This window comes from Sphingobium sp., assembly GCF_032153725.1.
Taxonomy (GTDB): Bacteria; Pseudomonadota; Alphaproteobacteria; order Sphingomonadales; family Sphingomonadaceae; genus Sphingobium.
Window position 1 is genome coordinate 1 of sequence record NZ_JALDYQ010000067.1, and the last position, 26,579, is coordinate 26,579.

At 62.6% G+C, this 26,579-nt stretch carries 26 protein-coding genes; 7 read left to right on the top strand and 19 right to left on the bottom strand.

Annotated features, from left to right (window positions below):
- Positions 1 to 177 precede the first annotated feature (177 nt).
- Both RUH75_RS18380 and RUH75_RS18385 read left to right on the top strand, forming a co-directional pair.
- Positions 178 to 1,812: an AMP-binding protein gene (locus RUH75_RS18380; RefSeq protein WP_313808612.1), complete on the top strand. Its 1,635-nt coding sequence runs from the start codon at positions 178 to 180 to the stop codon at positions 1,810 to 1,812.
- Positions 1,813 to 1,838: 26 nt separating this feature from the next.
- On the top strand, positions 1,839 to 2,615 hold the full coding sequence (locus RUH75_RS18385; RefSeq protein WP_313808613.1) for an enoyl-CoA hydratase/isomerase family protein: 777 nt from the start codon (positions 1,839 to 1,841) through the stop codon (positions 2,613 to 2,615).
- 17 nt (positions 2,616 to 2,632) lie between these two features.
- On the opposite strand, the gene RUH75_RS18390 is transcribed toward RUH75_RS18385, so the two are convergent.
- The 3 genes from RUH75_RS18390 to RUH75_RS18400 are packed head-to-tail and all read right to left on the bottom strand — an operon-like array spanning position 2,633 to position 4,782.
- Positions 2,633 to 3,862: a cytochrome P450 gene (locus RUH75_RS18390; protein WP_313808614.1), complete on the bottom strand. Its 1,230-nt coding sequence runs from the start codon at positions 3,860 to 3,862 to the stop codon at positions 2,633 to 2,635.
- Entirely contained in the window at positions 3,859 to 4,059 is a 201-nt protein-coding gene (locus RUH75_RS18395) for a hypothetical protein (protein WP_313808615.1), read from the bottom strand. Before RUH75_RS18395 ends, RUH75_RS18390 begins: the two co-directional genes overlap by 4 nt.
- A gap of 24 nt (positions 4,060 to 4,083) precedes the next feature.
- Complete coding sequence (locus RUH75_RS18400) at positions 4,084 to 4,782, bottom strand: nitroreductase (RefSeq protein ID WP_313808616.1); 699 nt, start codon at positions 4,780 to 4,782, stop codon at positions 4,084 to 4,086.
- Between the two features lie 394 nt (positions 4,783 to 5,176).
- Between RUH75_RS18400 and RUH75_RS18405 the strand changes: the two genes are divergently transcribed.
- The 3 genes from RUH75_RS18405 (at position 5,177) to RUH75_RS18415 (ending at position 8,655) form a co-directional block, all read left to right on the top strand.
- Positions 5,177 to 5,722, top strand: a complete 546-nt coding sequence (locus RUH75_RS18405; protein ID WP_313808617.1) for an RNA polymerase sigma factor — start codon at positions 5,177 to 5,179, stop codon at positions 5,720 to 5,722.
- A 91-nt stretch (positions 5,723 to 5,813) separates the two neighbouring features.
- Entirely contained in the window at positions 5,814 to 7,523 is a 1,710-nt protein-coding gene (locus tag RUH75_RS18410) for a VWA domain-containing protein (protein WP_313808618.1), read from the top strand.
- Positions 7,524 to 7,608: 85 nt separating this feature from the next.
- A complete protein-coding gene (locus RUH75_RS18415) occupies positions 7,609 to 8,655 on the top strand; it encodes a tetratricopeptide repeat protein (RefSeq protein WP_313808619.1) in 1,047 nt (348 codons plus the stop codon).
- Between the two features lie 8 nt (positions 8,656 to 8,663).
- On the opposite strand, the gene RUH75_RS18420 is transcribed toward RUH75_RS18415, so the two are convergent.
- From RUH75_RS18420 to RUH75_RS18470, 11 genes are read right to left on the bottom strand one after another with little or no spacing between them, the layout of a single operon-like run.
- Positions 8,664 to 9,041: a PaaI family thioesterase gene (locus RUH75_RS18420; protein WP_313808620.1), complete on the bottom strand. Its 378-nt coding sequence runs from the start codon at positions 9,039 to 9,041 to the stop codon at positions 8,664 to 8,666.
- Entirely contained in the window at positions 9,038 to 9,466 is a 429-nt protein-coding gene (locus RUH75_RS18425; protein ID WP_313808621.1) for a PaaI family thioesterase, read from the bottom strand. The genes RUH75_RS18420 and RUH75_RS18425 overlap by 4 nt, the downstream gene beginning before the upstream one ends.
- A gap of 2 nt (positions 9,467 to 9,468) precedes the next feature.
- A complete protein-coding gene (locus tag RUH75_RS18430) occupies positions 9,469 to 10,647 on the bottom strand; it encodes an acyl-CoA dehydrogenase family protein (RefSeq protein WP_313808622.1) in 1,179 nt (392 codons plus the stop codon).
- Entirely contained in the window at positions 10,644 to 11,702 is a 1,059-nt protein-coding gene (locus RUH75_RS18435) for an acyl-CoA dehydrogenase family protein (protein WP_313808623.1), read from the bottom strand. The genes RUH75_RS18430 and RUH75_RS18435 overlap by 4 nt, the downstream gene beginning before the upstream one ends.
- A 12-nt stretch (positions 11,703 to 11,714) precedes the next feature.
- The gene (locus RUH75_RS18440; RefSeq protein ID WP_313808624.1) at positions 11,715 to 11,924 is read right to left on the bottom strand and encodes a hypothetical protein; all 210 of its coding nucleotides are present in this window, start codon (positions 11,922 to 11,924) and stop codon (positions 11,715 to 11,717) included.
- Positions 11,925 to 11,975: 51 nt separating this feature from the next.
- Positions 11,976 to 12,929: an Lrp/AsnC family transcriptional regulator gene (locus RUH75_RS18445; RefSeq protein WP_313808625.1), complete on the bottom strand. Its 954-nt coding sequence runs from the start codon at positions 12,927 to 12,929 to the stop codon at positions 11,976 to 11,978.
- Positions 12,930 to 12,983: 54 nt separating this feature from the next.
- Positions 12,984 to 13,742, bottom strand: coding sequence for an SDR family oxidoreductase (locus RUH75_RS18450; RefSeq protein WP_313808626.1), 759 nt, complete (start codon positions 13,740 to 13,742; stop codon positions 12,984 to 12,986).
- A 30-nt stretch (positions 13,743 to 13,772) separates the two neighbouring features.
- Positions 13,773 to 15,293 (bottom strand): amidase family protein, encoded by a 1,521-nt coding sequence (locus RUH75_RS18455; protein WP_313808627.1) that lies wholly within the window; start codon positions 15,291 to 15,293, stop codon positions 13,773 to 13,775.
- A 10-nt stretch (positions 15,294 to 15,303) separates the two neighbouring features.
- Positions 15,304 to 16,386, bottom strand: a complete 1,083-nt coding sequence (locus tag RUH75_RS18460; RefSeq protein WP_313808628.1) for a Rieske 2Fe-2S domain-containing protein — start codon at positions 16,384 to 16,386, stop codon at positions 15,304 to 15,306.
- Positions 16,387 to 16,402: 16 nt separating this feature from the next.
- Entirely contained in the window at positions 16,403 to 17,272 is an 870-nt protein-coding gene (locus RUH75_RS18465) for an amidohydrolase family protein (protein ID WP_313808629.1), read from the bottom strand.
- Positions 17,273 to 17,287: 15 nt separating this feature from the next.
- Positions 17,288 to 18,937, bottom strand: coding sequence for a class I adenylate-forming enzyme family protein (locus RUH75_RS18470; protein ID WP_313808630.1), 1,650 nt, complete (start codon positions 18,935 to 18,937; stop codon positions 17,288 to 17,290).
- Between the two features lie 441 nt (positions 18,938 to 19,378).
- Between RUH75_RS18470 and RUH75_RS18475 the strand changes: the two genes are divergently transcribed.
- Together RUH75_RS18475 and RUH75_RS18480 are read left to right on the top strand one after the other, a co-directional pair.
- Entirely contained in the window at positions 19,379 to 20,152 is a 774-nt protein-coding gene (locus RUH75_RS18475) for an SDR family NAD(P)-dependent oxidoreductase (protein ID WP_313808631.1), read from the top strand.
- A gap of 149 nt (positions 20,153 to 20,301) precedes the next feature.
- Positions 20,302 to 22,845: a TonB-dependent receptor gene (locus RUH75_RS18480; RefSeq protein WP_313808632.1), complete on the top strand. Its 2,544-nt coding sequence runs from the start codon at positions 20,302 to 20,304 to the stop codon at positions 22,843 to 22,845.
- A 91-nt stretch (positions 22,846 to 22,936) separates the two neighbouring features.
- Here RUH75_RS18480 and RUH75_RS18485 read toward each other — a convergent pair whose 3' ends face one another.
- The 5 genes from RUH75_RS18485 to RUH75_RS18505 form a co-directional block, all read right to left on the bottom strand.
- Positions 22,937 to 23,800, bottom strand: a complete 864-nt coding sequence (locus tag RUH75_RS18485; protein WP_313808634.1) for an SDR family NAD(P)-dependent oxidoreductase — start codon at positions 23,798 to 23,800, stop codon at positions 22,937 to 22,939.
- Between the two features lie 33 nt (positions 23,801 to 23,833).
- Positions 23,834 to 24,745 carry an NAD(P)-dependent oxidoreductase gene (locus RUH75_RS18490; protein WP_313808635.1) on the bottom strand — a complete coding sequence of 304 codons (912 nt, stop codon included), beginning with the start codon at positions 24,743 to 24,745 and terminating at the stop codon, positions 23,834 to 23,836.
- Complete coding sequence (locus RUH75_RS18495; protein WP_313808636.1) at positions 24,745 to 25,581, bottom strand: SDR family oxidoreductase; 837 nt, start codon at positions 25,579 to 25,581, stop codon at positions 24,745 to 24,747. The genes RUH75_RS18490 and RUH75_RS18495 overlap by 1 nt, the downstream gene beginning before the upstream one ends.
- The gene (locus RUH75_RS18500) at positions 25,578 to 26,012 is read right to left on the bottom strand and encodes a nuclear transport factor 2 family protein (RefSeq protein ID WP_313808637.1); all 435 of its coding nucleotides are present in this window, start codon (positions 26,010 to 26,012) and stop codon (positions 25,578 to 25,580) included. Before RUH75_RS18500 ends, RUH75_RS18495 begins: the two co-directional genes overlap by 4 nt.
- 8 nt (positions 26,013 to 26,020) lie before the next feature.
- The coding region (locus RUH75_RS18505) for an SDR family oxidoreductase (RefSeq protein ID WP_313808638.1) at positions 26,021 to 26,579 on the bottom strand (559 nt) is incomplete at its 5' end.

Sequence of the window (26,579 nt, forward strand, 5' to 3'; positions counted from 1 at the left end):
ATGATGGGCTGAATCCCCACACGCCCCGGAGCATCGTGCGCAAAAGCCTGCCCTAAGCCTGTCGAAGGGCGGGGACTGATTTTGCGCTTAAACGATCCGATAACAAATAACTGGAGCGCGCTGGCGGGCGGCAGAACGTCGAAGTCCGGCGCAACATCATCTGGGAGGAGAAATGCGATGAGCGGAAGCGCTTCCATCGTTCGCGACTTTGTTGACCCTCGAGTTCCCGATCGGCGGGACTGCGTGCTGCGCTATCTGGTCGATCGCTGGGCCGAGGAACGCCCCGACAAGACGCATATCATCTTCGACGACTGCGAAGAATGGAGCTTTGCCGAACTCCGCCGTCGCACCATCGCCATTGCGGCCGGACTCCAGAAGCTCGGCTGCCGCCGAGGCGACCGGATCGCCGTATGGCTGCCGAACGGGCGCGAGGCGACGATCATCTTCTACGCGATCAACTATATCGGCGCGGTCTTCGTCCCCTTCAACACCGCCTATCGCGGCAATCTGCTCGAGCATGTGCTCACCAATTCGGACGCCCGCGTCCTCGTTGTCCATCCTGGCCTTATGGACCGGCTGAACGAGGTGGACAAGGCGAAGCTTGAGCATGCGATCGTCACTACCGGCCAGCCGCATCCCGAGGTCGGCCTGACGATCAGCCGTTTCGACGATCTCGACGGCAGCGAAGCCGATCTGTTGCCGCTGGAGACTCCGATCGAGCCGTGGGACATCCAGTCGATCATCTATACCTCGGGCACTACCGGACCGTCGAAAGGCGTGCTTTCCTCCTATCTGCATCTCTTCACCAACGCCGGACCCGAAACCTGGCCGATGGTCGATGAGAACGACCGCTACATGACCGCCGGACCCATTTTCCACACCAGCGGCATGGGTCCCCTCTTTGTCATGCTCGCGCGCGGCGCATCGGTGGCGATGCTCGAGAATTTCTCGACCGACAATTTCTGGGAAATGGCGCGCAAGACGCAATCGACCATGACCTTCCTGCTTGGCGTCGTCGCCACCTTCCTGATGAAGCAGCCGCCGTCGCCCGACGATCGCAATCATACGCTGCGCAAGGCGATGATGGTGCCCTTCACCGATGACGCGCCGGCGTTCCGCGAACGCTTCGGCGTCGATATCTACACCATCTTCAACATGACGGAGATTTCCTCGCCGATCGTATCCGAGGCCAATCCGGTCAAGCGCGGAACCTGCGGCAAGGTCCGGCCCGGCGCCGAGGTCCGCCTCGTCGACGATCGTGACTGCGAGGTTCCCATCGGCGAGATCGGCGAGATGCTGGTCCGGACCGATCGCCCGTGGGCAATGTGCAGCGGCTACAACAATAACCCCGAGGCGACCGCGAAATCCTGGATGAATGGCTGGTTCCACACCGGCGATGCCTTTCGCCGCGACGCCGACGGCTATTTCTATTTTGTCGACCGGGTGAAGGACGCGATCCGGCGGCGCGGCGAGAATATCTCCTCCTTCGAGGTCGAGGTCGAGCTTTGCGCGCATCCCGACGTGCGCGAATGCGCCGCGATCGGGGTTCCGAGCGAATTTTCCGAAGACGAGGTCATGGTCATCCTGGCGCCGGTTCCCGGCCGCACGATCGACCTCGCCCCGCTCGCCGAATTCCTCATCGAGCGCATGCCCTATTTCATGGTCCCGCGTTATTTCCGGGTGCTCGACGAGCTTCCCAAAACGCCTTCGGCAAAGGTGTTGAAGTCCGACCTCCGGCGTGACGGCGTAACCCCCGACACATGGGACCGCGAAGCGGCAGGCATCCGCGTCCGCCGCCATAGGCTGGCCTGACGCCGCTTGGTCAGAGAGAGGCTTGAATGATGGACTTCCGCATAGAGCATATTGAAAATGGCGCGATCTTCCGGCTGTCGCGGCCGGACAAGCTTAACAGCACGACCCCCGCGATATGGGCCGGACTCGAGGCGTTGCTCGACGAGCTTGAAACTGGAGGCGGCCGCTTTCTCGTGGTGACAGGGGAAGGGGAGAAAGCGTTTTGCGCCGGCACTGACCTTGGCAGCACGACGAGCCTCAGCGCCGACCAGGTGGGCGACCGCTGCGATCAGGTCCGGGCGTTGTTGACGCGCCTCTCGCGCTCGCGCCTGATCAGCGTCGCCGCGCTCAACGGACTTGCCTATGGCGGCGGACTCGAGCTCGCATCGGCCTGTACCTTCCGGGTCGCTTTGCCCCATGTCCGGCTCTCGGTTCCCGAGATCAAGATCGCCGCCATGCCCGCCTATGGCGGCACGCAATTCCTGACCTCGCTACTGGGGCGGGCAGTCGCGCTCGACCTGCTGCTCACCGGCCGCGTCGTTCCGGCCGACGAAGCGCTTCGCATCGGTCTTGTCAGCCGCGTGGTTGACGGCTCCACGGGCATCGTCGATGAAGCCGTCGCCCTCGCAAACTCCGTCTGCGCGCACAGCGCGGCCGCGATCACGGCGATCCGCGAGGCCGTGTCCGCGGCCGATGCGGGACCGGCCGACGATGGCATGGACCGGGAGGGGGTTCTCGCGCGCCAGATATTCACAAGCGAGGATTGCCGCGAAGGCACTGCCGCCTTCCTCGAGAAGCGCGCACCCCGGTTCACGGGACGTTAGGGGTGCTCTGACGGTCGCTACCAGCGGGCGGCGAGGCGCGACAGGCCGCGAAAGAGAAAGCCTTCGCGCCATGCCGGCCGCTCCAGATCAACGCGCAGCCCCGGCAGTCGCTCCGCCAGCCGCTCAAAAGCGATCGCGCCCTCCAGCCGCGCGAGCTCGGCGCCCGCGCAGAAGTGGATGCCGCCGCCGAAACTCAAATGCTGTTCGGCGCGCGGACCGATATCGAACCGGTCGGGATCACTGAACACCCGCGGATCGCGGTTCCCGGCGCCGATCAGAGCGAGCACCCGCTGACCGACCTTGATCTTCTGCCCGCCGACCTCGGCATCGGCGAGGGCCGTTCGGTAGCCGCCGATCAGCGACGATTCGAACCGCAGCACCTCCTCGACGGCGGCGGGGGCGAGTCCTTCGGGATCGGCGCAGAGCCGCGTCCATTGGTCGGGAAAGCGCGCGAATGTCAGGAGGCCGTTGCCGATCATATGCGCCGTCGTTTCGAACCCCGCCCCGAACAGGCCGGTGGCGACCGTCGTCAGTTCATGGGGCGTGAGCGCATCGGCACTGTCGCCTGACAAGGCGAGCGCGGTCGTGAGGTCGTCGCGCGGCTCGCGCCGGCGCGCCTCGAACAATTCTTCGAAGAAGGCGTCCATGCGGTCCATTTCGCGATTGGCGGTCGCAAGCTCGCTTTCCGACAGTCGCCGTGCCTCGAAGACGATGAAGCTCTGGCCGATCGCGTCGACGATCTGCGGAAGCTGCGGATTGCCAGGATCGATGCCGAGCATGTCACACATGACCAGCACCGGCAGCCGGTAGCAGAATTGCGTGATGATATCGGCGCTGCCATCGCGGATGAACCCGTCGATCAGCCAATCGGTGATCGCGCGGATGCGCGGCTCCATCGCCCGCACCCGCTTCGCCGTCAGCGCGCCCGTCACGAGCCGCCGGACCCGCGTATGCTGCGGCGGATCCTGCATGACGAACACCTCGGAGAGCCAGCGATAGGCGGAGTTCGACAGCACGTCGAAGTCGGGATCGTAGAAGAGCTGGATGTTGCGGACGAAATCGCCCTGTCCGAAGCCAGTGCGGTCCATCATCACGCTGCGGATATCCGCGTGACGGCTGATCACCCAATAACCAAGGTCGGACCAATGGACCGGATCGGTTTCGCGCAGCCTTGCAAAGGTCGGATAGGGATCGGCGGTCAACGCCGTATCGCCGGGATCGAACGAATAGCGCGGCACGACGCTCATGACCTTGCCCGCCCTGTCAGGATCGCGGATTCCAAGTCCTGCCCGGAGGATAAATCGTCCGCCGCAAAGCGCCACTGCCGTTCCGCCGTCTGGCAGCGATCAACATGTCTGATCGATAATGGCAGGGCGCCCGTGCCGGCGGCGCGCAAAAAGCTCTTGATTGTCATCCATCCCTCCTTTTCTGCGGCGGCCGTCATCGGACTCGCCCCCTGTCGCGACGGCTATGCGTCGCGAAACTCGACGACATCGGCTATCGGCGCCCGGCTCGTGCGGAAGCCATTAGCGGGATGCGAGGCATCCTCGAGTCCGAAGGAAATGCCGCAGACCACCAGCCGATCCTCGGGCAATCCGAGATGCTCCCTGACGAAATCGGCATGGTGGGCGAACGCGGCCTGCGCGATCGATGCGACACCGAGCGAGCGTGCCGCGAGCACGAAATTGGAAACATAGGCGCCGCAATCGAGCGCGCCATAGGGGCCGAGCTTGCTGTCGGTGGTGACGATCGCGACATGCGGTGCGCCGAACAGCCGGAAATTCTCGAGAGCCTGGGCCTGCGAGGCGGTACGGTCATCCCGGCCAATGCCCACGCTGTCATAGAGTTGATATCCGCACTCGCGGCGCCGGTCGCGATAAACGCCCTCATAGGCGGCGGGAAATTCGATGTCGCTTTTGACGAGCGCACCCGCGCGCGCCCATTCGTACAGGCCGTCCGAGAAATCGCGCGCGGCGTTCCCGCCAAGAATGATCATCTTCCAGGGCTGGGTATTGCACCACGACGCGGTCTGCTGCGCGATCCGGAGGATGCGCTCGATCGTCGTCCGGCCGATGGCCTCGGGAAGAAAGCGGCGGCAACTGTAGCGCGCCTTCAGCAAATCTTCGAAAAAGTCGCTGGTGGAACAGGCTTTCTGGCTGTCGGTCATGGATACTCCGAATGTTGCGCATCGGAGCCGGTCATGGCTCCGCGATTCGCGTCTTACCAAGAATATAATTATTATACTTATGAGTAAACAGCGATGAAGCCATCCGGATGACCGGATTTCGCACTTCGAAATGAAATCCACCAAACCACGACAAAAGTTTGATAATCGTGATTATGTTAAATTCTAATCCGCGGCGACGGGATTCGCATGTTCGCCCTTTTCCGATAGTCGCGAAAACGACAAACATGCCGGAAAGCCAGCGGCTCCTGTTTCGGACGAGTGGCACAGCGACTTCATCTTTGCTAGCTCTGTCGGAATGTCGGGGGCTGACCAGAGCGAAGGGATTGGGGGTGTGCCAACGGCCGTCACGGCGGGCTGGGGGCAGCGCTAGGCAATGGACGATCTGTCGCGTTGCCCCGACAGCCTGTTGATCGCCGCCGCGACCGATGGCGACCGCAAGGCTTTCGAAGTCTTGCTGCGGCGGCATTATGACCGGATCCACGGACTGGCCTGGCAATTGACCGGCTCCCGCAGCGACGCCGACGACATCGCGCAGGAAGTATGCTGCACTCTGGTTGAAAAGGTCCACAGCTTTAGGGGCGAAGCGAAGTTCACCACCTGGCTCTGCGGCATCGTCTACAACGCCTGCCACGATCTGCGCCGCCGCAAGCGTTCCTTCAGCGGATTTGCCGAACGGCTGGCGGTGATCACGGGGTTGATGCCTGCGCCCGATGGCCGGGACCTGCACGATGCCATCTGGCTCAGAAGCGCGATTGCGCGATTGAAGCCCGGCTACAGGGATGCCGCGGTGCTGGTCGCCAGCCAGCAACTCACCCATGCAGAGGCGGCCGCGCTACTGGGGATCAGCGAATCCACCGTGGCCTGGCGGATGCATGAAGTGCGCCGGATGTTGTCAGCCGAAACCGGGGAGACGCGCTAAAAAATTTTCGACCCCGCCCAAGCTTTCCCCGTTGAGCCGCGTCCCAGTGATGGACGGATGATTTGCGCCGTCTCCATCATGGGAGAGTTTTATGCCTCGCTTCCTTCCCTTCGTCGTCACCGGGGCGATGAGTCTGGCCCTGCTTGCCTGCGCCGGGCAAGCCCCGCATGAAATGGCGGCGCCGACGGTCAACGCACCGGCAGAGGAAATCGTCGTCTCCTCCCAGCGGGCCGACAGCGCCTATGCTTATGGCGCGCGCAAGACCAACGGGCTGACGCGCATGGAACCGGCGGCACCCGCTTATGCCGCTCCCCCGCCCCCGCCGATGCTCGCCGTGCCGGAGCGCCGGCCCTGGCCGCCCGCCTATCATGACGTGGGCCGCGACACATTCGCGAACAAGGAGGAGAATCGCTTCCAGATCGTTCGGGAACAGCCGGTTTCGACCTTCTCGATCGATGTCGACACGGCGTCCTATTCTTTCGTGCGCGCTTCGCTCAACCAGAATGTCCTGCCACAGCCTGCCGCCGTCCGGCCCGAGGAGATGATCAACTATTTCCCCTATAATTATGCCGCGCCCCGCAGCATCGTCCAGCCCTTCACAACGCATGTCGCCGTCTTTCCCAGCCCCTGGACGGCCGGTCGCAAGATCATCCGGATCGGCATTCGCGGCTATGCCGTCCAACGCGCGGCTCGACCCCGCGCCAATCTGGTCTTTCTGATCGACACTTCGGGATCGATGAACGAGCCCAATAAGCTGCCTCTGGTGAAGCAATCCCTTTCCATGCTGGTCGACCAGCTTGATCCCAAGGATCATGTCGCCATCGTCACCTATGCGGGCAGCGCCGGGACCGCGTTGGAACCCACGCCCGCCAGAGAGAAGCACAGGATATTGGAAGCCATTAATCGCCTTGGCGCGGGTGGCAGCACGGCGGGGGCGGAAGGCATTCGCCAGGCCTATGCGCTCGCCGCCGCCAATATGGACCCGGCGGGCGTCAATCGTGTGATGCTGGCCACCGACGGCGATTTCAACGTCGGCATCACCAATGCCGATGAGTTGAAAGGTTTTGTCGAACGTGAAAGGGGCAAGGGAATTTTCCTGTCTGTCCTCGGCTTTGGCATGGGCAATTATAATGATGCGCTGATGCAGGCGCTGGCGCAGAACGGCAATGGCGCCGCCGCCTATATCGATACCATCGGCGAGGCCCGCAAGACGCTGGTGGAGGAGGCCAATTCCACCCTCTTCCCCATCGCCAGGGACGTGAAGATCCAGGTCGAGTTCAATCCGGCAGCCGTCGCGGAATATCGCCTGGTCGGCTATGAAACGCGGATGCTGAACCGGGAGGATTTCGATAATGACCGGGTCGATGCGGGTGATGTAGGGTCCGGGCAGACGGTGACGGCCCTTTATGAGATCGTGCCGGTGGGCGGCCCGCGGGCCATCCCCGATCTGCGCTACGGCCCCGCCGCCAAAGCGCCCGTCATCGATGCGGGCGAATATGGCTTCGTCAAGATTCGCTATAAGGCGCCCAAATCGGATCGAAGCCAGTTGATCGCAACGCCGATCAACCGGGCCGTGGAATTCGCCCGCTTCGAAAACGCGCCACAGGATGCGCGCTTTGCCACCGGCGTGGCGGCCTTCGCCGAATTGCTGCGCGGAGGGCGTTATGGCGGGACGTTCGGCTATGATGACGTGCTGCGGATCGCGTTGGCAGCGCGCGGCGTCGACCCATTTGGCTATCGCGGCGAATTCATTCAGCTGGTCCGTGCCGCCAAGACGGCGGCGGCGATGCAGCCACTCTGATCGGATGGTCCGGGGCCAGATGGACTGGCCCCGGATGAAACAGGCCTCTTTCGCGCTATCGCGCTTTGCCTCATAAGATCAGCCGATGCAGCCGCCACTTTCCTTGCCCGATCCGCCGCCGCCGGCACCCGCGCGGCGGGAAGCGGCGATCGAGGCGGCGCTCCGCCGGTTTGACGGAGAAGCGGGTGCTGCGCCGTCCGGAAAACGCGGGCGCTGGCAGCCCCTATTCGAACGCCCTTATCTGGGTAGCGCGCTTGCCCTGTCCCTCCTCGCGCTTGTCGTCCTGCCGGTGGCGTGGGTGAACATGCCGCGACGGGAACCCCCGTCTCCCAGGCAGGCGCTCCACCCGCGGGAGGAGGGGGTGGCCGCCGAGATGGCGCCTGCGCCACAACCATTGCGCGCGGAACCACCCGTCATTGCGCCGGAGAAACCAGCCCCCGCGCCGCCAAAACTGGCCCAGGAGTCTGCTGCCTCCGCTCCGCCACCGCCCGCTCAGGAGAAAGCGGTTCAACCGCCGGAGCCGGCCGCACCAGCGCAGGCCTATGGCGGCATGGTGGCGGCCGCGCCAGCGTCCCCTCCCTCCCCGGCCCCTCCTCCCCCGGCCCTCGCCAATGCGGAGGTTTCCGCAAAACGCGCGCGCATGACGGCCGACAGGGAAGATGCCGACGATGTCGTCGTGACGGGGGCCAGGGCCAATCCGGGTCTGCTGCGAGGACGCGGCGACTGGAACGCCTGCACCGTGCAGGACCCGCAGCAGGATCTTTCTGCGTGCAAACCGCGGATCGATCCCGGTGCCAAAGGGGTCAAGGGCCTTCTCGGCATACATATGGCCGATGGCCTGATGCTTGCCTGGCAAGGCGACTGGCAGCAGGCGATCGCCGCCTTCGACAAGGCGATCGCGATCGCGCCGAAATCATCCCAGGCCTATCTCAACCGCGGCCTCGCTTATCAGGCGCAGGGCGACGATGATCGCGCGCTGGAGGATTTCGACAGGGCCGTTCGCTACGCCCCTTATGGGGCGCAGGGCTATTACCATCGCAGTCTGTTGTTGCGGCAACGCGGGGAAGCGCGAAAAGCGGATGTGGACCGGAACCACGCCGCCGAACTCGACCGGCGTTACGATCCCGACTGACCTGTCCATTACCCCAGCAGCAGGTGAACGCGTCCTGATGCAATGGGCTTTTCACGGTCGTCCTGCCAGCAGACGGCATCCACATTGGCAATATGCTTGCCCATGCGGATGATGCGCGCTTCGGCATAGCTGTCCGCCATCAGGCCGCCGCGCAGGAAATCCAGCGACATGTTGATGGGTTTGATGCGGCGGCGCACGTCGCCCAGTTCCTGTGCCACCAGCGCCAGGCAGGCCATTTCCAGCAGACTGGCGATCACGCCGCCATAGAGAAAGTCGGGCCGCCCTTCCAGCGCCGGCCCTGCCGGCAGCATCAGGGCAGCCGTTCCGGGGGCAGCGACCATGACCTTCATGCCCAGCATCCGGCCATAGGGGGTGGCGTCGATCATGACTCTGCCGTGTAGAAGAAGCTGGCGGTGGCAAAGGCGATGGGGTCTTCGGGATCGCCATCATGCACGTCACAGCGGGTGAAGGCGACCTTGTGCGTCATATGATAGCAGGTGGCGCGCGCATGCAGCGGACGACCGGCATGGGCCGGACGCAAATAATCGACCCGCAGGTCCAGCGTCGCCATCGGCCGCCATTGCCGGGTCCGCGCGATGATGGCGGCTCCGGCGGCGGCGTCGATCAGCGACACGACCGGTCCCGACGAAACCAGTTCCGTCGCCCTGTCGATGAAGAAAGCCGGATTGAAAGGACAGGCCAGTTCGGCCCAATCCGGTCCATCATCGACATGATGGATGCCCAGCATGGCGTGATGCCCGCGCGGCGGCAGGTTTTTCAGCCGCTCGAAGGGGTCGTCGCCATCCTCCATGATCAGCCATTGCCCCTTGGTTCGCGCGGCATCCCCAGGCCCCGTTCAGCGATCAGGTTGCGCTGAATCTGGTTGGTGCCGCCATAAATGGTATCGGCGCGCGAGAAGAGGAACAGATTGGGCAGCATGTCCCATGCATAATCGACACGGTCCGTAACCTCGCCGCCCTGGCCCAGCACGTCCATCGCCAGCTCCCCCAGATTGCGCCGCCAGCTCGCCCACTGGATCTTGTAGGTCAGCGCCGCTCCGTCAATCCGCGAATGGTCGGTTTGCGACAGCATGCGCAGCGCGCCATATCGCATCAGCCGCAGGCCGATTTCCGCCTTTGCCAGCCGCTGGCGGATCAACGGGTCACTGGCCGCGCCATTGGCTTTGGCCGTCGTGATGATCTCGTCCAGTTCGTTGCGGAAACCCATTTGCTGGCCCAGAGTCGACACGCCCCGTTCGAAGGCGAGCAGTCCCATGGCGATCCGCCATCCATCACCGACGCCCCCGATCAGGCTGTCTGCCGGGCAGCGCGCATCGGTGAAGAAGGTTTCGTTGAATTCAGCATCGCCGTTGATCTGTTTGATGCCGCGGATTTCGATGCCCGGCTGGTCGATGGGCATCATCAGGAAAGTCAGGCCCTTGGGTCCCTGCGATCCCTCCTCCGTGCGGGTGACGACGAATATCCAGTCGGAGATATGGGCCAGGCTGGTCCATATCTTCTGCCCGTTGACCACCCATTCGCCGCCTTCCAGTCGTGCCCTGGTCCTGACGCTGGCCAGGTCCGACCCCGCATTGGGCTCCGAAAAGCCCTGGCAGAAGATGGTCGTGCCACCTGCTATGCCGGGCAGGAAGCGCTGTTTCTGTTCCTGCGTGCCGAAGGTCAATATGGTGGGTCCGGCCAGTTCGATGCCGATATGATTGACCCGGCCGGGCACGCCGGCGCGCGCGTATTCCTCGGCAAAGATCACCTGCTGCGCCAGCGTGGCATTGCGTCCGCCCCATTCGACGGGCCAGCCGATGCAGGACCAGCGATATGCGGCGAGCTGTTGTTCCCATTCCTTCCGGCGCTCGGGGCTGCCGGTCAGCTTGGTGACGCCCTTGATGTCACGGAATTCCCCCGCCATCTGGCCGTTCAGCCAGTCGGCGCATTCCTGCCGGAACAATTCGTCCGCAGCGGAAAAACCAAGCTTCATGCTGCCTCTCCCAAAATCATCGTGGCGATTTGTTCGCGGTGCCAGTTGCCGCTGCCCAGCATGGTCTGAAGCGCGCGGGCACGCTTGAAATAGAGATGGGCATCATGTTCCCAGGTGAAGCCGATGCCGCCATGCAGCTGGATCATGTCACCCGCGCAACGGAAGAAGGTGTCTGCGGCGAAGCTCTTGGCGGCGTGGACGGCCATCGCGGCTTCCTCCGCTTGTTCGTCCACGGCGCAGGCGGCCCAATAGACCGCCGAGCGGGCCTGTTCGATTTCGATCATCATGTCCGCCAGGCGATGCTTATAGGCCTGGAAGGAGCCGATGGGGCGACCGAATTGCACGCGTTCCCTGGCATAGGCGACTGTATGGTCGAGACAGGCCTGCGCGCCGCCCAGCGCCTCGGCAGCCGCCGCCACGAAGGCCGCGCGGTGGGCGGCGGCAAGCGCTGCCGATGCGTCGGGCATGGGATCGCCTGGAGCGCCCGCAAGATCGACGCGCGCCAGCGGGCGGGTCTGGTCCATGGTCGTCTGTCGCGTCACCGTGACGCCGGGCGCGTCAGCCCTGACGATCCACATGCGCCGCATGTCGGTGACGACAAAGAGGTCAGCGATCATGCCATGCGGCACGAAATGCGATCCGCCGGTCAGCCTATCCCCCTCTGCGTGTAGCGCCGCATCATGGAAATAGCCCGCGATCTTCTCACCCGAAATCAGCGCGGGCAAAAAAGCCTCGTGCTGCGCCTCGCTGCCTCCTGCGGCAATCGCTTGCGCCGCCTGCGCCAGGCTTCCCAGCATCGGCAGCGCCGCGACCTGAGCGCCCGCCGCTTCGGCAACGATCGCCAACTCGACAAGGCCAAGCCCCGCCCCGCCTGCCCTTTCCGGAATGGCGATCCCCGACAGGGCGAGTTCCTGACAAAAGGCGGTCCAGAGCTTCAGGTCGATGCCGTCCCCTGCCATTGCCCGGCGGGTCCGCTCGCTCGTGGCGTTTTCGGTGAAGAAGGCGCGCGCCGTCTCGGCGATCATCTGCTGGTCGTCGGTAAATGCGAATTCCATGTCAGCATGCCCTTAAAAAATACGCCGCGATTTCGCCCGCAAGGCCACCACCTCGCCGCGCGAATCCGAATATGTCAGCGAATCCACATGCGTCGTGATCCGCGAATTTGATAAACAATATATCTGCCCAAACGCCATATCAACCGTGATTTGCGGAATTTTTATATTGTTTATTTCCGAAATATCGTTGAATCCGCGATCAAGTGGCGCGCGACGTTCCATCCCGCCGGGAAAATCCGGCAGGCAGAAGCCCCGGGCCAGCCCGAAATCGCTCTACGCGTCGTCGCTTTTCGGCGTCTCGGTAATTCGAACCACGCGCGGATTATATTTGACGGTCCTGACCGCAATGGACGTTTCGATATGGTGGACGCCCTTCACCGCCAATATCTGATCCGAAGCCAGAGCATGCAGCTTGTCCAGATCCCTGAACAGGCAAAAGGTCAGGATATTGAACCGCCCCAGCATGATCATCACGGTATTGACCATGGGCAATTCTGCTATTTTACGCGCTATCGCGCGAACATTGTCCACATCCGCCTGAATATTGATGAAGGCAACTTTGGTCGCGCTCTCCATCTTGGGACTGGTGAGCGCGGTGAAGGCAATCATGCCGTCCTGCTGCAACCGCTTGATCCGGCCACGGATCGTGCCTTCATTGACGCCCAGATCGGCGGCGATCTTGCGGTTGGACACACGGGCATCCTCGGCCAATATGGCGATCAACTGATGATCCAGTTCGTCCAGATCCGGCTTGGTTACCCGCGCGCCCTCATATTCGACCGGAGTGTGGCCATATTGATATTCCAACGCAATGGCCGGGGTCATCGTCCGGATGCCCCGCACCCGCGAAAATTTTCCGACGATCAGGGGCGCCAGTTCTTCCATCTCGCGCAGCACGACGATCAGATCGATGTCATGGCGGCCGGTGACGAGATAGGCCGCAAAGACTTCAGGAAAGGTCGCCAGTTCATTCACGACCTGGGAAGCCGGGCGGCCGTCGATCTCGATCGCCATCTGGATGATGACATTATAGCCGTGCACCGCGAAATCGGACACGGCGATGACGCGCAGCATGTCCGCTTCCTCCATCCGGCGGATGCGGGCGGACACGGTGGGCGCGATCAGATCGAGGGCTTCGGCGATCTGCTGATTTGTCGCTCGACCATTTTTCCGCAATTGCTCGATGATCTTGCGGTCCGTCTCGTCAATCGAGAAACTCTCACTCATGCGGCGTCATATCCCTTTCCGGCGCTCTCCTCTTGCCAGCAAAGATCAGGGGCATCAATCACGCAGCAGCGATCCGCCATTCACATGCCAGAGCTGGCCGTTGACCCATTCCCCGTCGTCGGACGCCAGAAAGGCGACGGCGCCGGCGATATCGTCCGGCTTGCCGAGGCGCCGGTGCGGCAACGCATCCAGCACGGCGTTCACATAATCGCCGGTCAGATGTTGCGCGACAGCCTCCGTCAGCACAACGCCGGGACATATGCCGTTGGCGCGGATGCCCTGCTTGCCGAATTTCCGCGCGACATGGCGCACCAGCGCGTGCAGCGCATTCTTCGTCATCGGATAGGCAACCTGCAACGGATTGCCCGAAATCGCCGCCCCGGACGAAGTATAGATCATCGCCCCGCCGCCCCGATCGATCAGCACGGGCAGAGCGGCCTGCGTCGCGAGGAAATGGCTCTTCGCGTTGATGGCAAAGCTGCGGTCCAGCACTTCCTCGCTGCAATGCAGGATGTCGATATCGCCTTCCGTTCCACCGGCGAGATTGGAGTGGTAGAAATCGAGTCCGCCAAATTGCGCCAATGCGGCGTCGACAATCGCCGCCTGCGATGATGCGCTGGTCCCGTCCAGATGCACGCCGACCGCCCTGCCGCCTTCCGCCGAGATCGCGCGCGCCGTTTCGACGGCCCATTCCTCGACAATATCCCCGATCACGACGCTGGCGCCCTCAGCTACCAGCCGCCGCGCCGTCGCCGCGCCGATCCCGCGCCCGCCGCCCGCGATGATGCCTGTCTTGCCGACCAGTCCCCGCATATTCCCTCCTGCCATTCTCTCCAGACTCATTCAAATACGCGGCCGCCGGTCCTTCCACGGCGCGGCCCCTTCCAGCTGGGCGGCGAGGCGCAACAGCGTCGCTTCATCGCCATAGCGACCCGTGAACATGACCCCGATCGGCAATCCGTTCTTCGCCATGCCCAACGGTACCGACATGGCGGGCTGTCCCGTCATATTGGCGATCTGGGCGAAGGGAGAGAAGGTGGCCGTCCGCTCGCCCCAATGGACGAAATCGGTATCCGGACTGAGGTTGATCCGCCCCAGCGCCAATGGCGGAGCGGCCAGAGTGGGCGACAGGATCACGTCATGATCGGCCATGAACCGCGCCATCGTGAGCGCGCCGGCCTGAAGCGCATTATTGGCGCGGGCGAAATCCATGCCAGTGGTCTTCTGACCATAAGCGACGAAGCCAAGCGTGATCGGCTCCAGCACATCAGGGCCGATGGCCTGTCCGGTGGCCTTTGCACGGTCCAGCATGTCCGCCGCGACATTGGAGGCGATCAGCACGAAACTGGCTGCACCCAGCGCCGCCATGTCCAGCTTGGGCGAAGCTTCCTCGACATGATGGCCGAGGCTTTCGCACAGCCGCGCGGCCGCCTTCGCCGCTTCGACGCATTCGGGATCGACAGGCGATCCGGACGCCGGAGCCAGCATCAGCGCGATGCGTAGCTTGCCGGGCGCACTGCCGATCAGGGAGAGGAAGCTCTCTTCCGGCGTCGGCGCGGCATAGCGGCCGCCCGGCTCCGGCCCCTGCGTCGCATCCAGGATCGCGGCGGAATCGCGCACGCTGCGGGTCACGGCATGATGCACCGACAGCCCACCCCAGCCTTCGGTGCGCGGCGGTCCCATGGGCACGCGGCCACGACTGGGCTTCAACCCGAATAATCCGCAGCAGGAGGCCGGGATGCGGATCGATCCGCCTCCATCGGTCGCATGGGCTGCGGGCAACACGCCCGCCGCCACCGCCGCGGCGGCGCCACCCGATGATCCGCCGGTGATATGGGCCGGATTCCACGGATTGCGCGTGTCGCCGTTCAGCTTGTTCTCGGTCGTGCCGGTCAGGCCGAGTTCCGGCACGGTCGTCTTGCCGAAAATGACGAAGCCCGCTTTTTCGATCCGTCGAACCAGTTCGGACGTGACGTCGGGCCTGTAGCCCTTGAAGAAGCGGCTGCCATTTTCGGTGGGCAGCCCCGCCATATAGGTGTTCAGATCCTTGAGCAGCCATGGCACGCCGCTGAACGGCCCCTGAGGCAAGCCTCTGGCGATTGCGGCGCGGCCATAATCATAATGTTTCTGCGCAAGGAAGTTGAAGCGCGGATTGAACGCCTCCGCGCGGCCAATCGCTGCCTCCAGCAATTCACCGGCCGAAACCTGCTTCTTGCGGACCAGTTCGGCCAGCCCCAAGGCATCATGCGCGTCAAACGGATCGGTCCGCGTCGCCGCGACGGCGCCCGACATGCCTGCCATACCCATCAGTGCCGCCGCGCCCGCCGCCATTTCGCGGCGGGTGACGCCTGCCTCCTCTTCCATCGTCCTGCCTTCAGTCCTGCGCATAATAGCGGGAATAATATTTGCGGAATTGCGGTATCGGACCGTCACCGTCGCAGATGACCGGATTGGGCTCGAACTTCTGTCGATCCCACACCACCTTGTCCTGATCGAACTGCTTGCAGATGTCGCGGATGATCGCCCTGGCTACGCCTGCCCGCTCGCCCTCGGCCTGCGCCTTGGGCTGGGTGAAGCAGAAGCGCACATGGACATGATCCAGCTCGACCGGCGCCAGACAGGCGACCAGCAGCGTCTCGGAAATGCCGGTGAAACGGGTCCAGCTCTGGCCCGGCCCCATGGTGTCATAGCTGATCAGACCGTCAACCTCGCCCCAGGGCGTGCCCATCCTGGCCTTCACATCAGCGCCCCGGCCCCAATCGCCCCAGCGCAGCTCACCCAGCGGCACATTGGTGGTGCCGTGGATGAAACGGAAATGCGCGACGTCGACGCCATTTTCGGCCATGTTCTGGATCGAACCCCAGACATTCCATTCATGAACCTCAAAATCGGTCCAGTCCGGGTCGCTTGCCTCCGGCAGCACGGCCACATCGAACAGGGGTTCCGCATCCTGCGGATGATACCAGGCCCAGATCCAGCGATTGGCTTCGGTGATATGCCAGTTGCGCGTGCATTTGCGCTTCACCTGCGGCGGGATGACGCGTGCATAGGGAATATCTTTCACCGCCGCTTCGTCGCCGTCATAACGCCACGCATGGAAGGGGCATTCCAGCAGATTGCCATGCACCTTGCCGCCATGGCCCATATGCGCGCCCAGATGCTTGCAATAGGCGTCGAGCATGCGGACCTTGCCGTCCTCGCCACGCCAGATGGCGAGGTCTTTCGAGAAATAGCGCAGCGGCTTGACCTCACCGGCTTGCAGTTCGGACGACAGCAATATCGGATACCAGCCGAAGGGAATGCCGATGTCGAGATTGCGCTCCCCAATGGAGGCGCGGCCTTTCACCTCGGCCAGCCGCCAGTCGCTCAGATCCTGCCCTTTGAGCTTTTCGAGGATTTGCCAGACGGCAACGGGGGATGTACGGGCGTCGGTGGCGCCGGTTTCACTGTTGGACATCGAAATCTCCGTCTGATTATTTGAGGTCAAAGACCTTGGTGGCGTTTTCGCGCAGGAATTTCGGCCAGACCTCATCCTTGAACGGCACATTCTGCATGTCGCTGAAAATACGATCCAGACTGAGGCCCATGGGGAAATAACCCGCATAGATGATCTTGTCGGCACCGCGGGTATTGGCGTAGTCGATGATCGCCTTGGGATAATGTTTTGGCGCAAAGGCACTGGTCGAATAATAGAGATTCGGCCATTTCAGCATCAGCTTGACTGCAAGGGCTTCCCACGGCTCTGCGCCGTGCCGCATGACGACCTTCAGGTCCGGGAAGAACCAGCAGACTTCGTCCAGATGCTCGACTTTTTGCGTTTCCATCGGAATGCGCGGACCGGGGATGCCCGCGTTCAGCAAGACCGGCAGCCCCAGTTCCGCCGCGCAGCTATAGAGCGGGAACATATATTTGTGATTGATCGCCACCTGCGGCAAGGTGCCAGCCGGAAAGATGCTGATCGCCGACAGGCCGATTTCGGCATGGATGCGCTTGATGCGACGTACTTCCTCCATCCCCTTGTTCGGATCGCAGGGCAGATCGAAGAAGAAGCGATCGCCAAACATCTCCCTGGCGCGATAGGATGTCGCATTGTCGTTCCAGCCGACCAGCGCCTTGTCGATGCCATGCCGGTCCATCTGTTCGACAGTCCAGGATACGAAATCGTCAACCTTGCCCGTCTGCGGAATGTCCTTGAACATATATTGGGCGGGCATCGCAAATTGCTGGAGCGTCTGCTGGTCCTTGATCAGCGGACGAAAAGGGTCAAACCATGCCGAACGGTCTTCCGCTTCCGGAATGCCCAGCATGCAGTCGATGATCCCGATATCCTTGGGCATCCCCATCGCGAAACTCTCCTGTCAGTTGTTCGCGGCCAATTGCGGCCACTGCGCACGCAGCGCGATCTTGTCGATTTTCTGGGAATGGTTGCGCGGCAGCGGCCCGGTTGAGAAAGCTACATGGGCAGGCGCCTTGTAGCGTGCCAGCCGCTGGCCCACCCAGTCGATGATGCTGCGTTCGTCCAGTCCCTCGGCCTGCACCACAGCGACCAGCAATTCACCCAGCCGCTCATCGGGAATTCCGAATGCCGCGCATTCAGTGATCTGCGGCAATTCGCCCAGCACCCGCTCGACTTCGGCGCAATAGATATTCTCGCCGCCGGAAATGACCATGTCCTTCGCCCGGTCGACGATGAAAAGATAGCCGTCGTCATCGACATGGCCGATGTCGCCGGTACGCAGCCAGCCATCGGCGGTGAAGGCCTTCGCCGTATCCTCCGGCCGGTTCCAGTAACCGTTCATGACCATGGCGCTGCGCACGACGATCTCGCCGCTTTCGTGGGGCGCGCATATCCGTCCATCAGCGCCCTCGATCCGCAGATCGACCAGCGGCAGCACGCGCCCGGCCGAGGCGCGGTTCGCCAGGAAATCCGCGCCCACCGCCTGGGCGATCGCCCCCGATGTTTCGGTCATGCCATAGCCGACGCCGATATGCGCATGCGGGCAAAGCGCACAGACCTCTTCCAGCAGGTTCAGCGGCAACGCCTGTCCGCCCGAACCGATATTGCGCAGCGAACCGAGATCGGCCTCATTCCGTTTCGCCCGATGCACCATGTCCCACAGCATGGTCGGCACCGAGGAGAGCATCGTCACCTGTTCCTTCCCGATCAGCCCAACCGCCTCTTCCGCATCCCAGCGGCGCATGATGACGATCTTCGCGCCCGACAGGAACGGCGCGAGGAAGCCCGAGCCAAGCCCCGAAATGTGGAATAGCGGATAGACCAGCAAAATGGCCTGCGGCGGAACCTTCGCGACCACGGCTTCAACCGGCATGCCATAGTCGCGGGCCATGTTGTGCAGGACCATCATGCCCGTCAGCTGCGTTCCCAGCAAACCAGTGATCAGGCTGCGGTGCGAGAGCACGGCGCCCTTCACCCGACCAGTGGTGCCCGAGGTGAAAAGAATGGCGCACGGGTCATCCGGTTGCGCCACGACACCGTCATCCCGCAAGGGGGTGCCTTCGTCGAGCGGTCGGGTCACGTCGATCAGCGGTCCGGCATAGCCGCCTTCGCGGAACAGGGCGGCGCGATCCGTGTCAGCCAGCACGACGGACGGGGTTACTTCCTCGATCATGGCGATCAGTTCGGCGGATGAGCCACGGCTGTTGAGCGCCGCGACAATGCCCCCGGCGCGGACGACTGCAAGGAACGCGACCATCCATTCCGCCCGATTGCGCATGCAGATCGCAACGCGATCACCCCGGCGGATCGAAAGCTTCCCGGCCAGCTTGTCCCGCCAGGCAAAGACCTGGTCGAAGGAAAGGCGTCGTTCACGCTGCTGGTCGTCGAAATCGACGATGCAGACATTGTTACCGAAACGTCGCGCCGTTTCGATCAACTGGTTGAGATCAGAGGGCGCACGCACGAAGTGACGGACGCCGTCTTCTTCACCGATCTCGAACATGGTGCCCGGACCGGTGACTTCCGCGAAGACGGGATCGACTCTGCTCATTGTCGGCAGGCCTTCACCGCCCGCCGTCGAACCCGGCCGATCAGGATCATCCTTGCTTCAAACATCGCCGCTCCTCGAGTCGCCCTGACATTCTCTTTGTTGACGGGTATCATTCTGTCATTCGCGTATTTGTATATCAACTTTTTTCCGCATTTGTTTTAATTTTTTGCAGAGTGCCGTTCATGACAACCTCTGTGTATAAAGCGGGTAAACGCGGAACATGCTTAAATATCCGCAATTTTTCGCGCATTTATCGATAACCTTGGTGATCGGATCGAAAATCGAACTGCCAAACCCTTCTTGGGCCGCTAAAAATTTTCTCGGATTTTTTGAATTTACAAATTACGCATTATGAAGAAAATCATGCACAGGCGCCGTCGCAGCACAAGAAAGGCAAAGCGACGCATGCCGATCAAATCAGCGAAGGGAACGATAAAGCCCATGGCTCAGGATTTCGAAGGTCAAGTCGCCATCATCACGGGAGGCAGCGACGGGATCGGCCTCGCGACCGCATCCTTGCTGGCACAGCGCGGAGCGCAGGTCGTGATCTGCGGTCGCCGTCAGGCGCTGCTCGACAAGGCGCGCGATCGGATCGCGGCGGAAGGCGGCAAAATCGACGCGGTTCGGCTAGATGTCGCGGATGATAACGCGCTCGCTGCCATGATCGCGGAAGTGGCAGGGAAATATGGCCGGCTCGACATGCTGGTGAACAATGCCATGTCTACCCATTATGCACCCATCAGCCGGCTGACACTCGATCACTGGCGGAAGGATTTCGCCGTGAACGCGGATGCCGTGTTCGTCAGTACCAAGGCGGCAATGCGGGTGATGGCGGCAGCTGGCAAGGGGGCCATCGTCAACATCGCTTCCACCTGCGGCATTCGCGCGACCGCCAATATGGCGAGCTATTCCGCTTCCAAGGCGGCTTTGATCCATTTCACCGCAGTGGCCGCCATGGAAGGCGCCCGTCAGGGCATCCGCGTCAACGCCATTGTTCCGGGCCAGGTGCAGACCGCGGGAACGGAGGAATTCTCCGCTCGCGCACCCGATATCGCCGTCCGCACTGCCGATGCCATTCCGATGGGTCGCGGGGGGCAGCCGGAAGAGCTCGCGCAGGCGATCGTCTTCATGCTGTCGGACGCGGCGAGCTACATCACGGGCACCGCCCTGCCCGTGGACGGCGGTAAGGCAGCGCAGCTGTACATGCCCGCCTGACGGCGCATGAAAGCGGATTTTTTGCCGTCAAATTATCATGATCATCATGCCTTCTGACCCGTCCTGATCCAATATGCGTATTTATAATTGACATTTAATCCGCATATATTCATTCTAGGGCCATCAGAACAATCGAGGGGAGATTTCGGATGCCGAAAGGCTACGCACGTGCCGTTCTTCAGTTGATGCTGGGCGCCAGCACATGGGCGTGGATCGCTCAGGCAAAGGCACAGGACGCCACATCGACGCCGGGCTCCGGTCTGGATGAAATCGTCGTCACGGCGCAAAAGCGCGCGCAAAACCTTCAGGTCGTGCCGATCGCAATCAGCGCGATCGGTTCGGAGAAGATCGAACAGCTGGGGATCAAGGACAGCCGCGACCTGAGCGGCCTTGCTCCCAACGTCACCATCGTGCCCGGCACGACCAGCAACAGCGCCGCGGTTTTCTCCATGCGCGGCATTTCCAATGGCGGCAGCGAAAGCTTCGGCGTCGACGCCGCCAACGGGCTGTATGTCGACGGCGTGTACATCGCACGATCCGGCGCGATGGGGCTGGACGTGATGGATATCGAACGGGTGGAAGTGTTGCGCGGCCCGCAAGGCACCCTGTTCGGCCGCAACACGACGGGCGGCGCGATGCACTTCATCTCACGGGCGCCATCTTCCGGTTTCCGCCTGAAAGCCGAAGCCGGCTACGGCAATTTCAATGCGTGGAACGGCAAGATAGTCGTTGATCCAGGCGAAATCGCCGGCATCGCCACCAGCTTTTCCTATAGTCATGCCGAACGCGACGGCTTTGTCGACAATATTCTTCAGCCGCGCGATTCCCGCGATCCCGGTGCGCGCCGGTCGGATGCGTTCCGGGCGGCGGCCCGCGCGGAACTGGGTGGAACCGGCAGCATCCAGTATATTTTCGACTGGAGCCGGATAAAGGGCACGCCCCAGCCCTTTTATCTCACCCATGTTTCCAGCGGAGCGTTGCGCCAGCCTGTCATCGTTGACGGCCAGCCCGTCATGGTGACCCAACAGGCACCCGTGGCTCAATATCTGGCGGCGGCGACTTTCCTCAATCCCGAATGCGCGGCCCTTGCGACGCCGGCACGAACCTACCGTCATGAAGTCTGCAACAATATTCTGAGCAGCGCGGTCGACAAGAGCTGGGGACATAATCTCCAGATCCAGAACGACTTTGGCGGCTTCAAGGTTAAATCGACCACTGGCTATCGTTTCTGGCACAGTGATGCGGTAACGGATCTCGACGGCATAGGCGCCTTTAGTGGCCCCGCCTTTTCCAATGCCTCGCTGTTCAATGGCATGCCGGCATCGCTGCTGCAATTCATCCCAAGCATCCCGGCCGCAGCGCGTCCGTTCATCGCGGCCGCGCCGGTGCCGACGATCACGCAGGACCTGTTTGACGTCACCAACCGCCGCCGTCACAAGCAGTTCAGCCAGGAAGTTGAAATTTCCGGAGACGCCGACACGCTGGACTGGGTCGTCGGCGCTTTCTACTTCTGGGAAAAGGGTTCGGAAGACGGATTCCAGAACAGCGGCTTCGTGCTCGACACCAATTCGGTCTTCCTGGCGAATTTCGGCGCCTTGGGTCCGTCGTTCGTCGCGGCCAATCCGGCGCGCTACCGGCTGGTGCAGACCAGAGCGCGCCTCGCCTATACCGCATCCAGCGAGAGCATGGCGATCTATGGCCAGTTCACGCTCTATCCCGGTGGCCGCGACAGCGGCATCCGGTTGACCGCGGGCGGCCGCTATACCTGGGATGAAAAGAAGATGATCCGGTTTCAGAACGGCGCGTCGCCACTGGCCACCCCCGAAGCCGGGGACGCCAGCTTCAGCCGGTTCACCTGGAACCTGATGGCTGGCTATGATGTGGCGGACGGGGTGAACCTCTATGCCCGTGCGGCGACGGGCTATCGCTCGGGCGGCTTCAATTCGCAGGACCCGGTCATCACCGGAACGACCCGGCTCCCGCATTTCAATCCGGAGAATGTCACATCCTATGAATTGGGCCTGAAGAGCGAATTGTTCAACCGCCGACTGCGTTTCAACGTCGCGGCCTATCATAATATCTACAAGGATCTGGCGGTCAACATTCCACGGACGGATGCTCCGGTCGGCACTTTCGCAACCCGCATCGGCAATGCAGGAAAGGTTACCTACACTGGTTTCGAAGTCGAAGCTCAGGCCATCATCAACGACAATTTCTCGCTTGACGGTAATCTGGGCTATGTCGACATCAAATATAAGGAATTCCTGGCAGGCCAGTCAACGACGCCGGGTGCACCGCCCGTCAACATCGCTTCGATCGTGACGCCGGGCTATACATCGCCGCTGACCGCCAATGTCGCGCTCAACGCGCAGTTCCCTCTGAACTGGGGACATGCCCGGGTGCGGGGGCGCATCGGCTATACCCACGAAGACGGGAAATACAGCTTCTCCAGCATCACGTCGACGCCGTACAATGAAGAGATAAGGGGCGATGATCGCGACATCATCGACGCGCAGATCGGTATTGACGGAATAGCTCTGGGCGGAGGCGAAGGAGAGGTCAAATTCTGGGTGAAGAACCTCACCAATGCAAAGGATTTCGTCCGGGGCGTCGATTTCGGACAACTGGGCTTTGCCGGCGGCTATTATGCCGAACCGAGGACCTACGGGGTCACGGTCGGCGCCAAATTCTGATCCTGTTACGGAACGCCACTCTCTCCCGGCATTCCGGCCTTCATCCCGCCTCCTCGACAGGAGGCGGGATTTTTTTTGAAGCGTCATGTCGTCAGGGTGAACCGGGTATTTTGATGCCGTTTCCACTTATCATCGGTACATTCGTCCATTCGCCGGTTGGGGTCCGCATCCATCCAGACGCGGCAAGGGCACCGCCATCGACATGGATCGCCGTGCCCGTCACCCAGGCCGCGAGCGGACTCGCCAGATAAAGCGCCGCTCCTGCGCAATCGGATGGATGCCCGAACCGGCCAAGCGGAATCCACTTGTCCATATGTGTGCGATTTTCCTCCGGGATCATGACATCGAGCGCCAGTTGCGGCGTGTCCGTCGTTTCCGGCGCGATATCGTTCACCCGAATGCCTTCGGGCGCCAGCTCCAGCGCCAGGCTCTTGGTGAAACCCGCAATCCCGCTCTTCGCGGCGGCATAGACGGAACAATAGGGAATGCCACGATAGGCTTCGATCGAGGTGATGTTGATGATGCTCGCGCCCGGCGCCGCAGCGCGCAGCAACGGCAGCATCGCATGGGTCATGCGCATCATCTGGCCGAGATTCATGTCGATTACCTCGTCCATCCTGTCCGCGTCGAGCATCGCAAAGGGCAAGGCGTGAACGAAATGACCGACATTGTTGACGAGGATGTCGAGGCGTACGGCATGGCGCGCCACCTTATCAGCCAACAGGGCCGGAACATCGCGATCGCGGACATCGCAGGTGACGACCAGGGCGGAGGGCAGAGCGGCCTGAACCTCCGCTGCCCGGCCGGGATCGATTTCCGCGATCACGAGATTGGCGCCCGCCGCATCAAAGGCCCCGGCGACGGCGCGGCCGATGCCAGCCCCGCCACCACTGACCAACACTGTCTTGCCCGAAAAATCGAGCGCCCCGGCCGGCAGATCACTGGCCTTTGCCATATCCCTCTCCTCCTGCGCTTCTGTCAGGCGATGTCAGACCGCGACCCGGCCGAATTGCGCCGCGATCTCGCGCACAGCGGCGGCCACGTCCCGACGGCGGTAACCCAAAAGCGCAGTGTCCGCCGGATCGGGTTCATAGCGTATCCAGTTGCCCCGTCCCTGCGGAATGGCGATGTCGGGCAACAGGGGCTGTTCCATGTCCCGTTCCTCGATCCTTACGTCGCTGCCGACAGCATCGAAGAAGAGCTGGAAATAGTCCCGGAACGACAGGTTTTCGTCGCCCACCAGATAGGCCCTCCCCGCTTCGCCCCCCAGCAATGCCCCCTCGATCGCTTCGGAAAGTGACCGGAAAGACATGAAATTGGTGCCACCCGGCGGCGCATAAGGCTCGATTGGTATGGCGCCCTGCGCCCATTGCACATAGGGTTCGAAAATGGCGCTCGGCAGGCCGGGAACGGTGCCGACCATGAAGGGCGCGTTCACGCTGACGACATCGAAGCCCGCGCGTCCCTCCGCCCTCGCGCCTTCGCAGGCGGCCTGGCGCGAACGGATATAGCCATTGCCCGCCAGCAGATCCGGTGCCGCCTGGGGATAGAAGCTGCCAAGCTGCACCGCGCGCTTCACGCCTGCTTCCCGGCAGGCCGCGAAAAAGGCGGGAACGGCTTCATGATTGGCCTTGATCAGAAAAGCGTCGAAATCGCTGCCCTGTGGGACATGGCGCGGATCATTGCCTGCCGCGAACACCACCCAGTCGAACCCAGCCAGCCGATCGGACGTGAAATCCCGTGCGACATAGTCCCCTTTCAGAAAGGGCATGGCCGCCATGGGTGTCCCGGCCTGCGGCGGATTGCGCCCTGCCACGGTCACCTCATGTCCCTGAGCCTTCAGATGGGCCGCCGCATGACCGCCAAGAGCGCCGGTACCACCGACAATCAATATCTTCATCAGTTCACTTCCTTCCCTGCCCGAACGGCATCAATCTTCTCTTTTCCGTGGACCGCTTCGACCATGGCGGTCAGATCGGGATTGCGGCGCAGATGATTGCCGCCGTCCACTGACAGGCACTCTCCCGTCATCCAGCTGCTTTCCGGCCCGGCCAGAAAGCGCACGACCGTTCCGATATCGTCCGCCGTGCCCAACCGCCCGAGCGGATATTCCGGCATGAAACGGTCCAGCAGGCCGGGCGTATCGAACATGGTGCCGGTGGCTTCCGACCTGGTCATGCCCGGCCGCACGGCGTTGACGCGAATGCCCGCGGACCCCAGTTCATCCGCTGCGGCCCGCACCAGCCCTTCCAACCCGGCCTTGGCCACATGATAGGCCGCCAGATAGGGAAAGGTCAGCGGCCCGGAACTGGACGAGGTGCAGATGATCGACCCGCCCGGCCTCATCAACGGGGCGCCGTGGCGGATGACGAAGAAGGTAGAGAGGATATTCTGCTCCAACTCGCGTCTCACCGTTTCCGCATCCAGCATCAGCAGGGGCGTGAAGCCGCCGCCGCCCACCGTCGCGAACAGGATGTCGAGCCGGTTCGCGCGGGCATGCGCCTCAAACAGCGCCTGCTTCACTGCCGACTCGTCCATGCAATCGCCCACGATCGGCAGGATGTCGGCGTCGGGAACTTGCAAACGGATCAATTCTTCTGTCCGCGCCAGCCCCTCCTCCCGACGCGCCATCAGGATCAGGCGCGCGCCGTCCCGCGCCAATGCCATGGCGGATGCGGTGGCGATCGCCCCGGATGCGCCGGTTATGAAGGCCGTTCGGCCTGCCAGAACGCTCATGCCGCGCCTACCCGCGCGACGGCGCGCGTTTCTTCCCAATCCACGATCAGCCTGCGACGGGCAAACTGCCAGCCTGCCGCTTCGCGCCGCCATTCGTCCTGATAACGGATCGACCAGACGAGCAACTCATCCTTCTCCTTCAACAGATGATCGGCCGTCGAATAGGTTTCGCCCATCGCCCGATCACCGTCGATCGTCGCCACGACCTGATGCACGCGATGCACCGTGGCGCGGAACATCCGTCCCAAGGCGTCGATCGAATGGAGGTTGGCTTCCCGTCCTTCCACGGCGAAGCCCAGGCCTTCGATCACGCAATCCTCGGCCAGCACCTGACGCCAGAGCGCCTTGTCCCGCCGGTCGGCGCCGATCGCATAAAGTTCCGCAGCACTGCGGATCAGGAGATGATCCCGATATTGCTCATCCTTTTCCATCCCCACCCTCATTGCAGTTCCGCCAGCGGTGGAAAGGCGGACAGCATCGCCGCGTCGACAGTCTGCACCTGCCCGTTGATGCCGGCCGATCCGCGCCCAAGCAGGAACAGGGCAACCTCCGCGACATGCTGAGCGGACAGGCCGCCGCGATAGGCCGGATCGGGCAGCGCATCCGGCGCGACAAGGGCATCCTCCCCCGTGATGCCGTTCATCGCCGTCAGCACCATGCCGGGGCTGAGCGCGTTGATGCGCAGCCCGCGCGCGGCAAAAGCGGCAGCGGCGGAGCGGACCAGCCCGACCAGCCCATGTTTCGACACCGAATAGGCCGCTGCTTCGGCAAAGCCGGTGGCAGCCGCCAGCGATGCGGTAACGACGCATGCCCCGCCAGGCCGCAGCCGGGCGAGCGCCTGCTGCACCCCCAAAAAGGTGCCGCGCAGATTGACCGCGATCAGACGGTCGAACATTTCCGCCGTCACGTCCGAAAACGGCATATAGGGCTGAAGGATGCCCGCGTTGAGAAAGGCGCCGTCGATACCGCCGAACTGCTGCTCGGCGGGCTGATCCTTG

What these genes read in the sequence shown, in the direction of transcription:
- RUH75_RS18465 (WP_313808629.1), bottom strand. Translation starts at nt 17,272, where the DNA reads ATGGGGATGCCCAAGGATATCGGGATCATCGACTGCATGCTGGGCATT.
- RUH75_RS18460 (WP_313808628.1), bottom strand. Translation starts at nt 16,386, where the DNA reads ATGTCCAACAGTGAAACCGGCGCCACCGACGCCCGTACATCCCCCGTT.
- RUH75_RS18485 (WP_313808634.1), bottom strand. Translation starts at nt 23,800, where the DNA reads ATGGCAAAGGCCAGTGATCTGCCGGCCGGGGCGCTCGATTTTTCGGGC.
- RUH75_RS18435 (WP_313808623.1), bottom strand. Translation starts at nt 11,702, where the DNA reads ATGGAATTCGCATTTACCGACGACCAGCAGATGATCGCCGAGACGGCG.
- RUH75_RS18470 (WP_313808630.1), bottom strand. Translation starts at nt 18,937, where the DNA reads ATGAGCAGAGTCGATCCCGTCTTCGCGGAAGTCACCGGTCCGGGCACC.
- RUH75_RS18420 (WP_313808620.1), bottom strand. Translation starts at nt 9,041, where the DNA reads ATGATCGACGCCACCCCCTATGGCCGGATGCTGGGCATGAAGGTCATG.
- RUH75_RS18490 (WP_313808635.1), bottom strand. Translation starts at nt 24,745, where the DNA reads ATGAAGATATTGATTGTCGGTGGTACCGGCGCTCTTGGCGGTCATGCG.
- RUH75_RS18395 (WP_313808615.1), bottom strand. Translation starts at nt 4,059, where the DNA reads ATGACGGCCGCCGCAGAAAAGGAGGGATGGATGACAATCAAGAGCTTT.
- RUH75_RS18410 (WP_313808618.1), top strand. Translation starts at nt 5,814, where the DNA reads ATGCCTCGCTTCCTTCCCTTCGTCGTCACCGGGGCGATGAGTCTGGCC.
- RUH75_RS18385 (WP_313808613.1), top strand. Translation starts at nt 1,839, where the DNA reads ATGATGGACTTCCGCATAGAGCATATTGAAAATGGCGCGATCTTCCGG.
- RUH75_RS18430 (WP_313808622.1), bottom strand. Translation starts at nt 10,647, where the DNA reads ATGAAGCTTGGTTTTTCCGCTGCGGACGAATTGTTCCGGCAGGAATGC.
- RUH75_RS18405 (WP_313808617.1), top strand. Translation starts at nt 5,177, where the DNA reads ATGGACGATCTGTCGCGTTGCCCCGACAGCCTGTTGATCGCCGCCGCG.
- RUH75_RS18455 (WP_313808627.1), bottom strand. Translation starts at nt 15,293, where the DNA reads ATGGAAGAGGAGGCAGGCGTCACCCGCCGCGAAATGGCGGCGGGCGCG.
- RUH75_RS18390 (WP_313808614.1), bottom strand. Translation starts at nt 3,862, where the DNA reads ATGAGCGTCGTGCCGCGCTATTCGTTCGATCCCGGCGATACGGCGTTG.
- RUH75_RS18495 (WP_313808636.1), bottom strand. Translation starts at nt 25,581, where the DNA reads ATGAGCGTTCTGGCAGGCCGAACGGCCTTCATAACCGGCGCATCCGGG.
- RUH75_RS18400 (WP_313808616.1), bottom strand. Translation starts at nt 4,782, where the DNA reads ATGACCGACAGCCAGAAAGCCTGTTCCACCAGCGACTTTTTCGAAGAT.
- RUH75_RS18475 (WP_313808631.1), top strand. Translation starts at nt 19,379, where the DNA reads ATGGCTCAGGATTTCGAAGGTCAAGTCGCCATCATCACGGGAGGCAGC.
- RUH75_RS18480 (WP_313808632.1), top strand. Translation starts at nt 20,302, where the DNA reads ATGCCGAAAGGCTACGCACGTGCCGTTCTTCAGTTGATGCTGGGCGCC.
- RUH75_RS18445 (WP_313808625.1), bottom strand. Translation starts at nt 12,929, where the DNA reads ATGAGTGAGAGTTTCTCGATTGACGAGACGGACCGCAAGATCATCGAG.
- RUH75_RS18440 (WP_313808624.1), bottom strand. Translation starts at nt 11,924, where the DNA reads ATGGAACGTCGCGCGCCACTTGATCGCGGATTCAACGATATTTCGGAA.
- RUH75_RS18415 (WP_313808619.1), top strand. Translation starts at nt 7,609, where the DNA reads ATGCAGCCGCCACTTTCCTTGCCCGATCCGCCGCCGCCGGCACCCGCG.
- RUH75_RS18500 (WP_313808637.1), bottom strand. Translation starts at nt 26,012, where the DNA reads ATGGAAAAGGATGAGCAATATCGGGATCATCTCCTGATCCGCAGTGCT.
- RUH75_RS18380 (WP_313808612.1), top strand. Translation starts at nt 178, where the DNA reads ATGAGCGGAAGCGCTTCCATCGTTCGCGACTTTGTTGACCCTCGAGTT.
- RUH75_RS18450 (WP_313808626.1), bottom strand. Translation starts at nt 13,742, where the DNA reads ATGCGGGGACTGGTCGGCAAGACAGGCATCATCGCGGGCGGCGGGCGC.
- RUH75_RS18425 (WP_313808621.1), bottom strand. Translation starts at nt 9,466, where the DNA reads ATGGAGGATGGCGACGACCCCTTCGAGCGGCTGAAAAACCTGCCGCCG.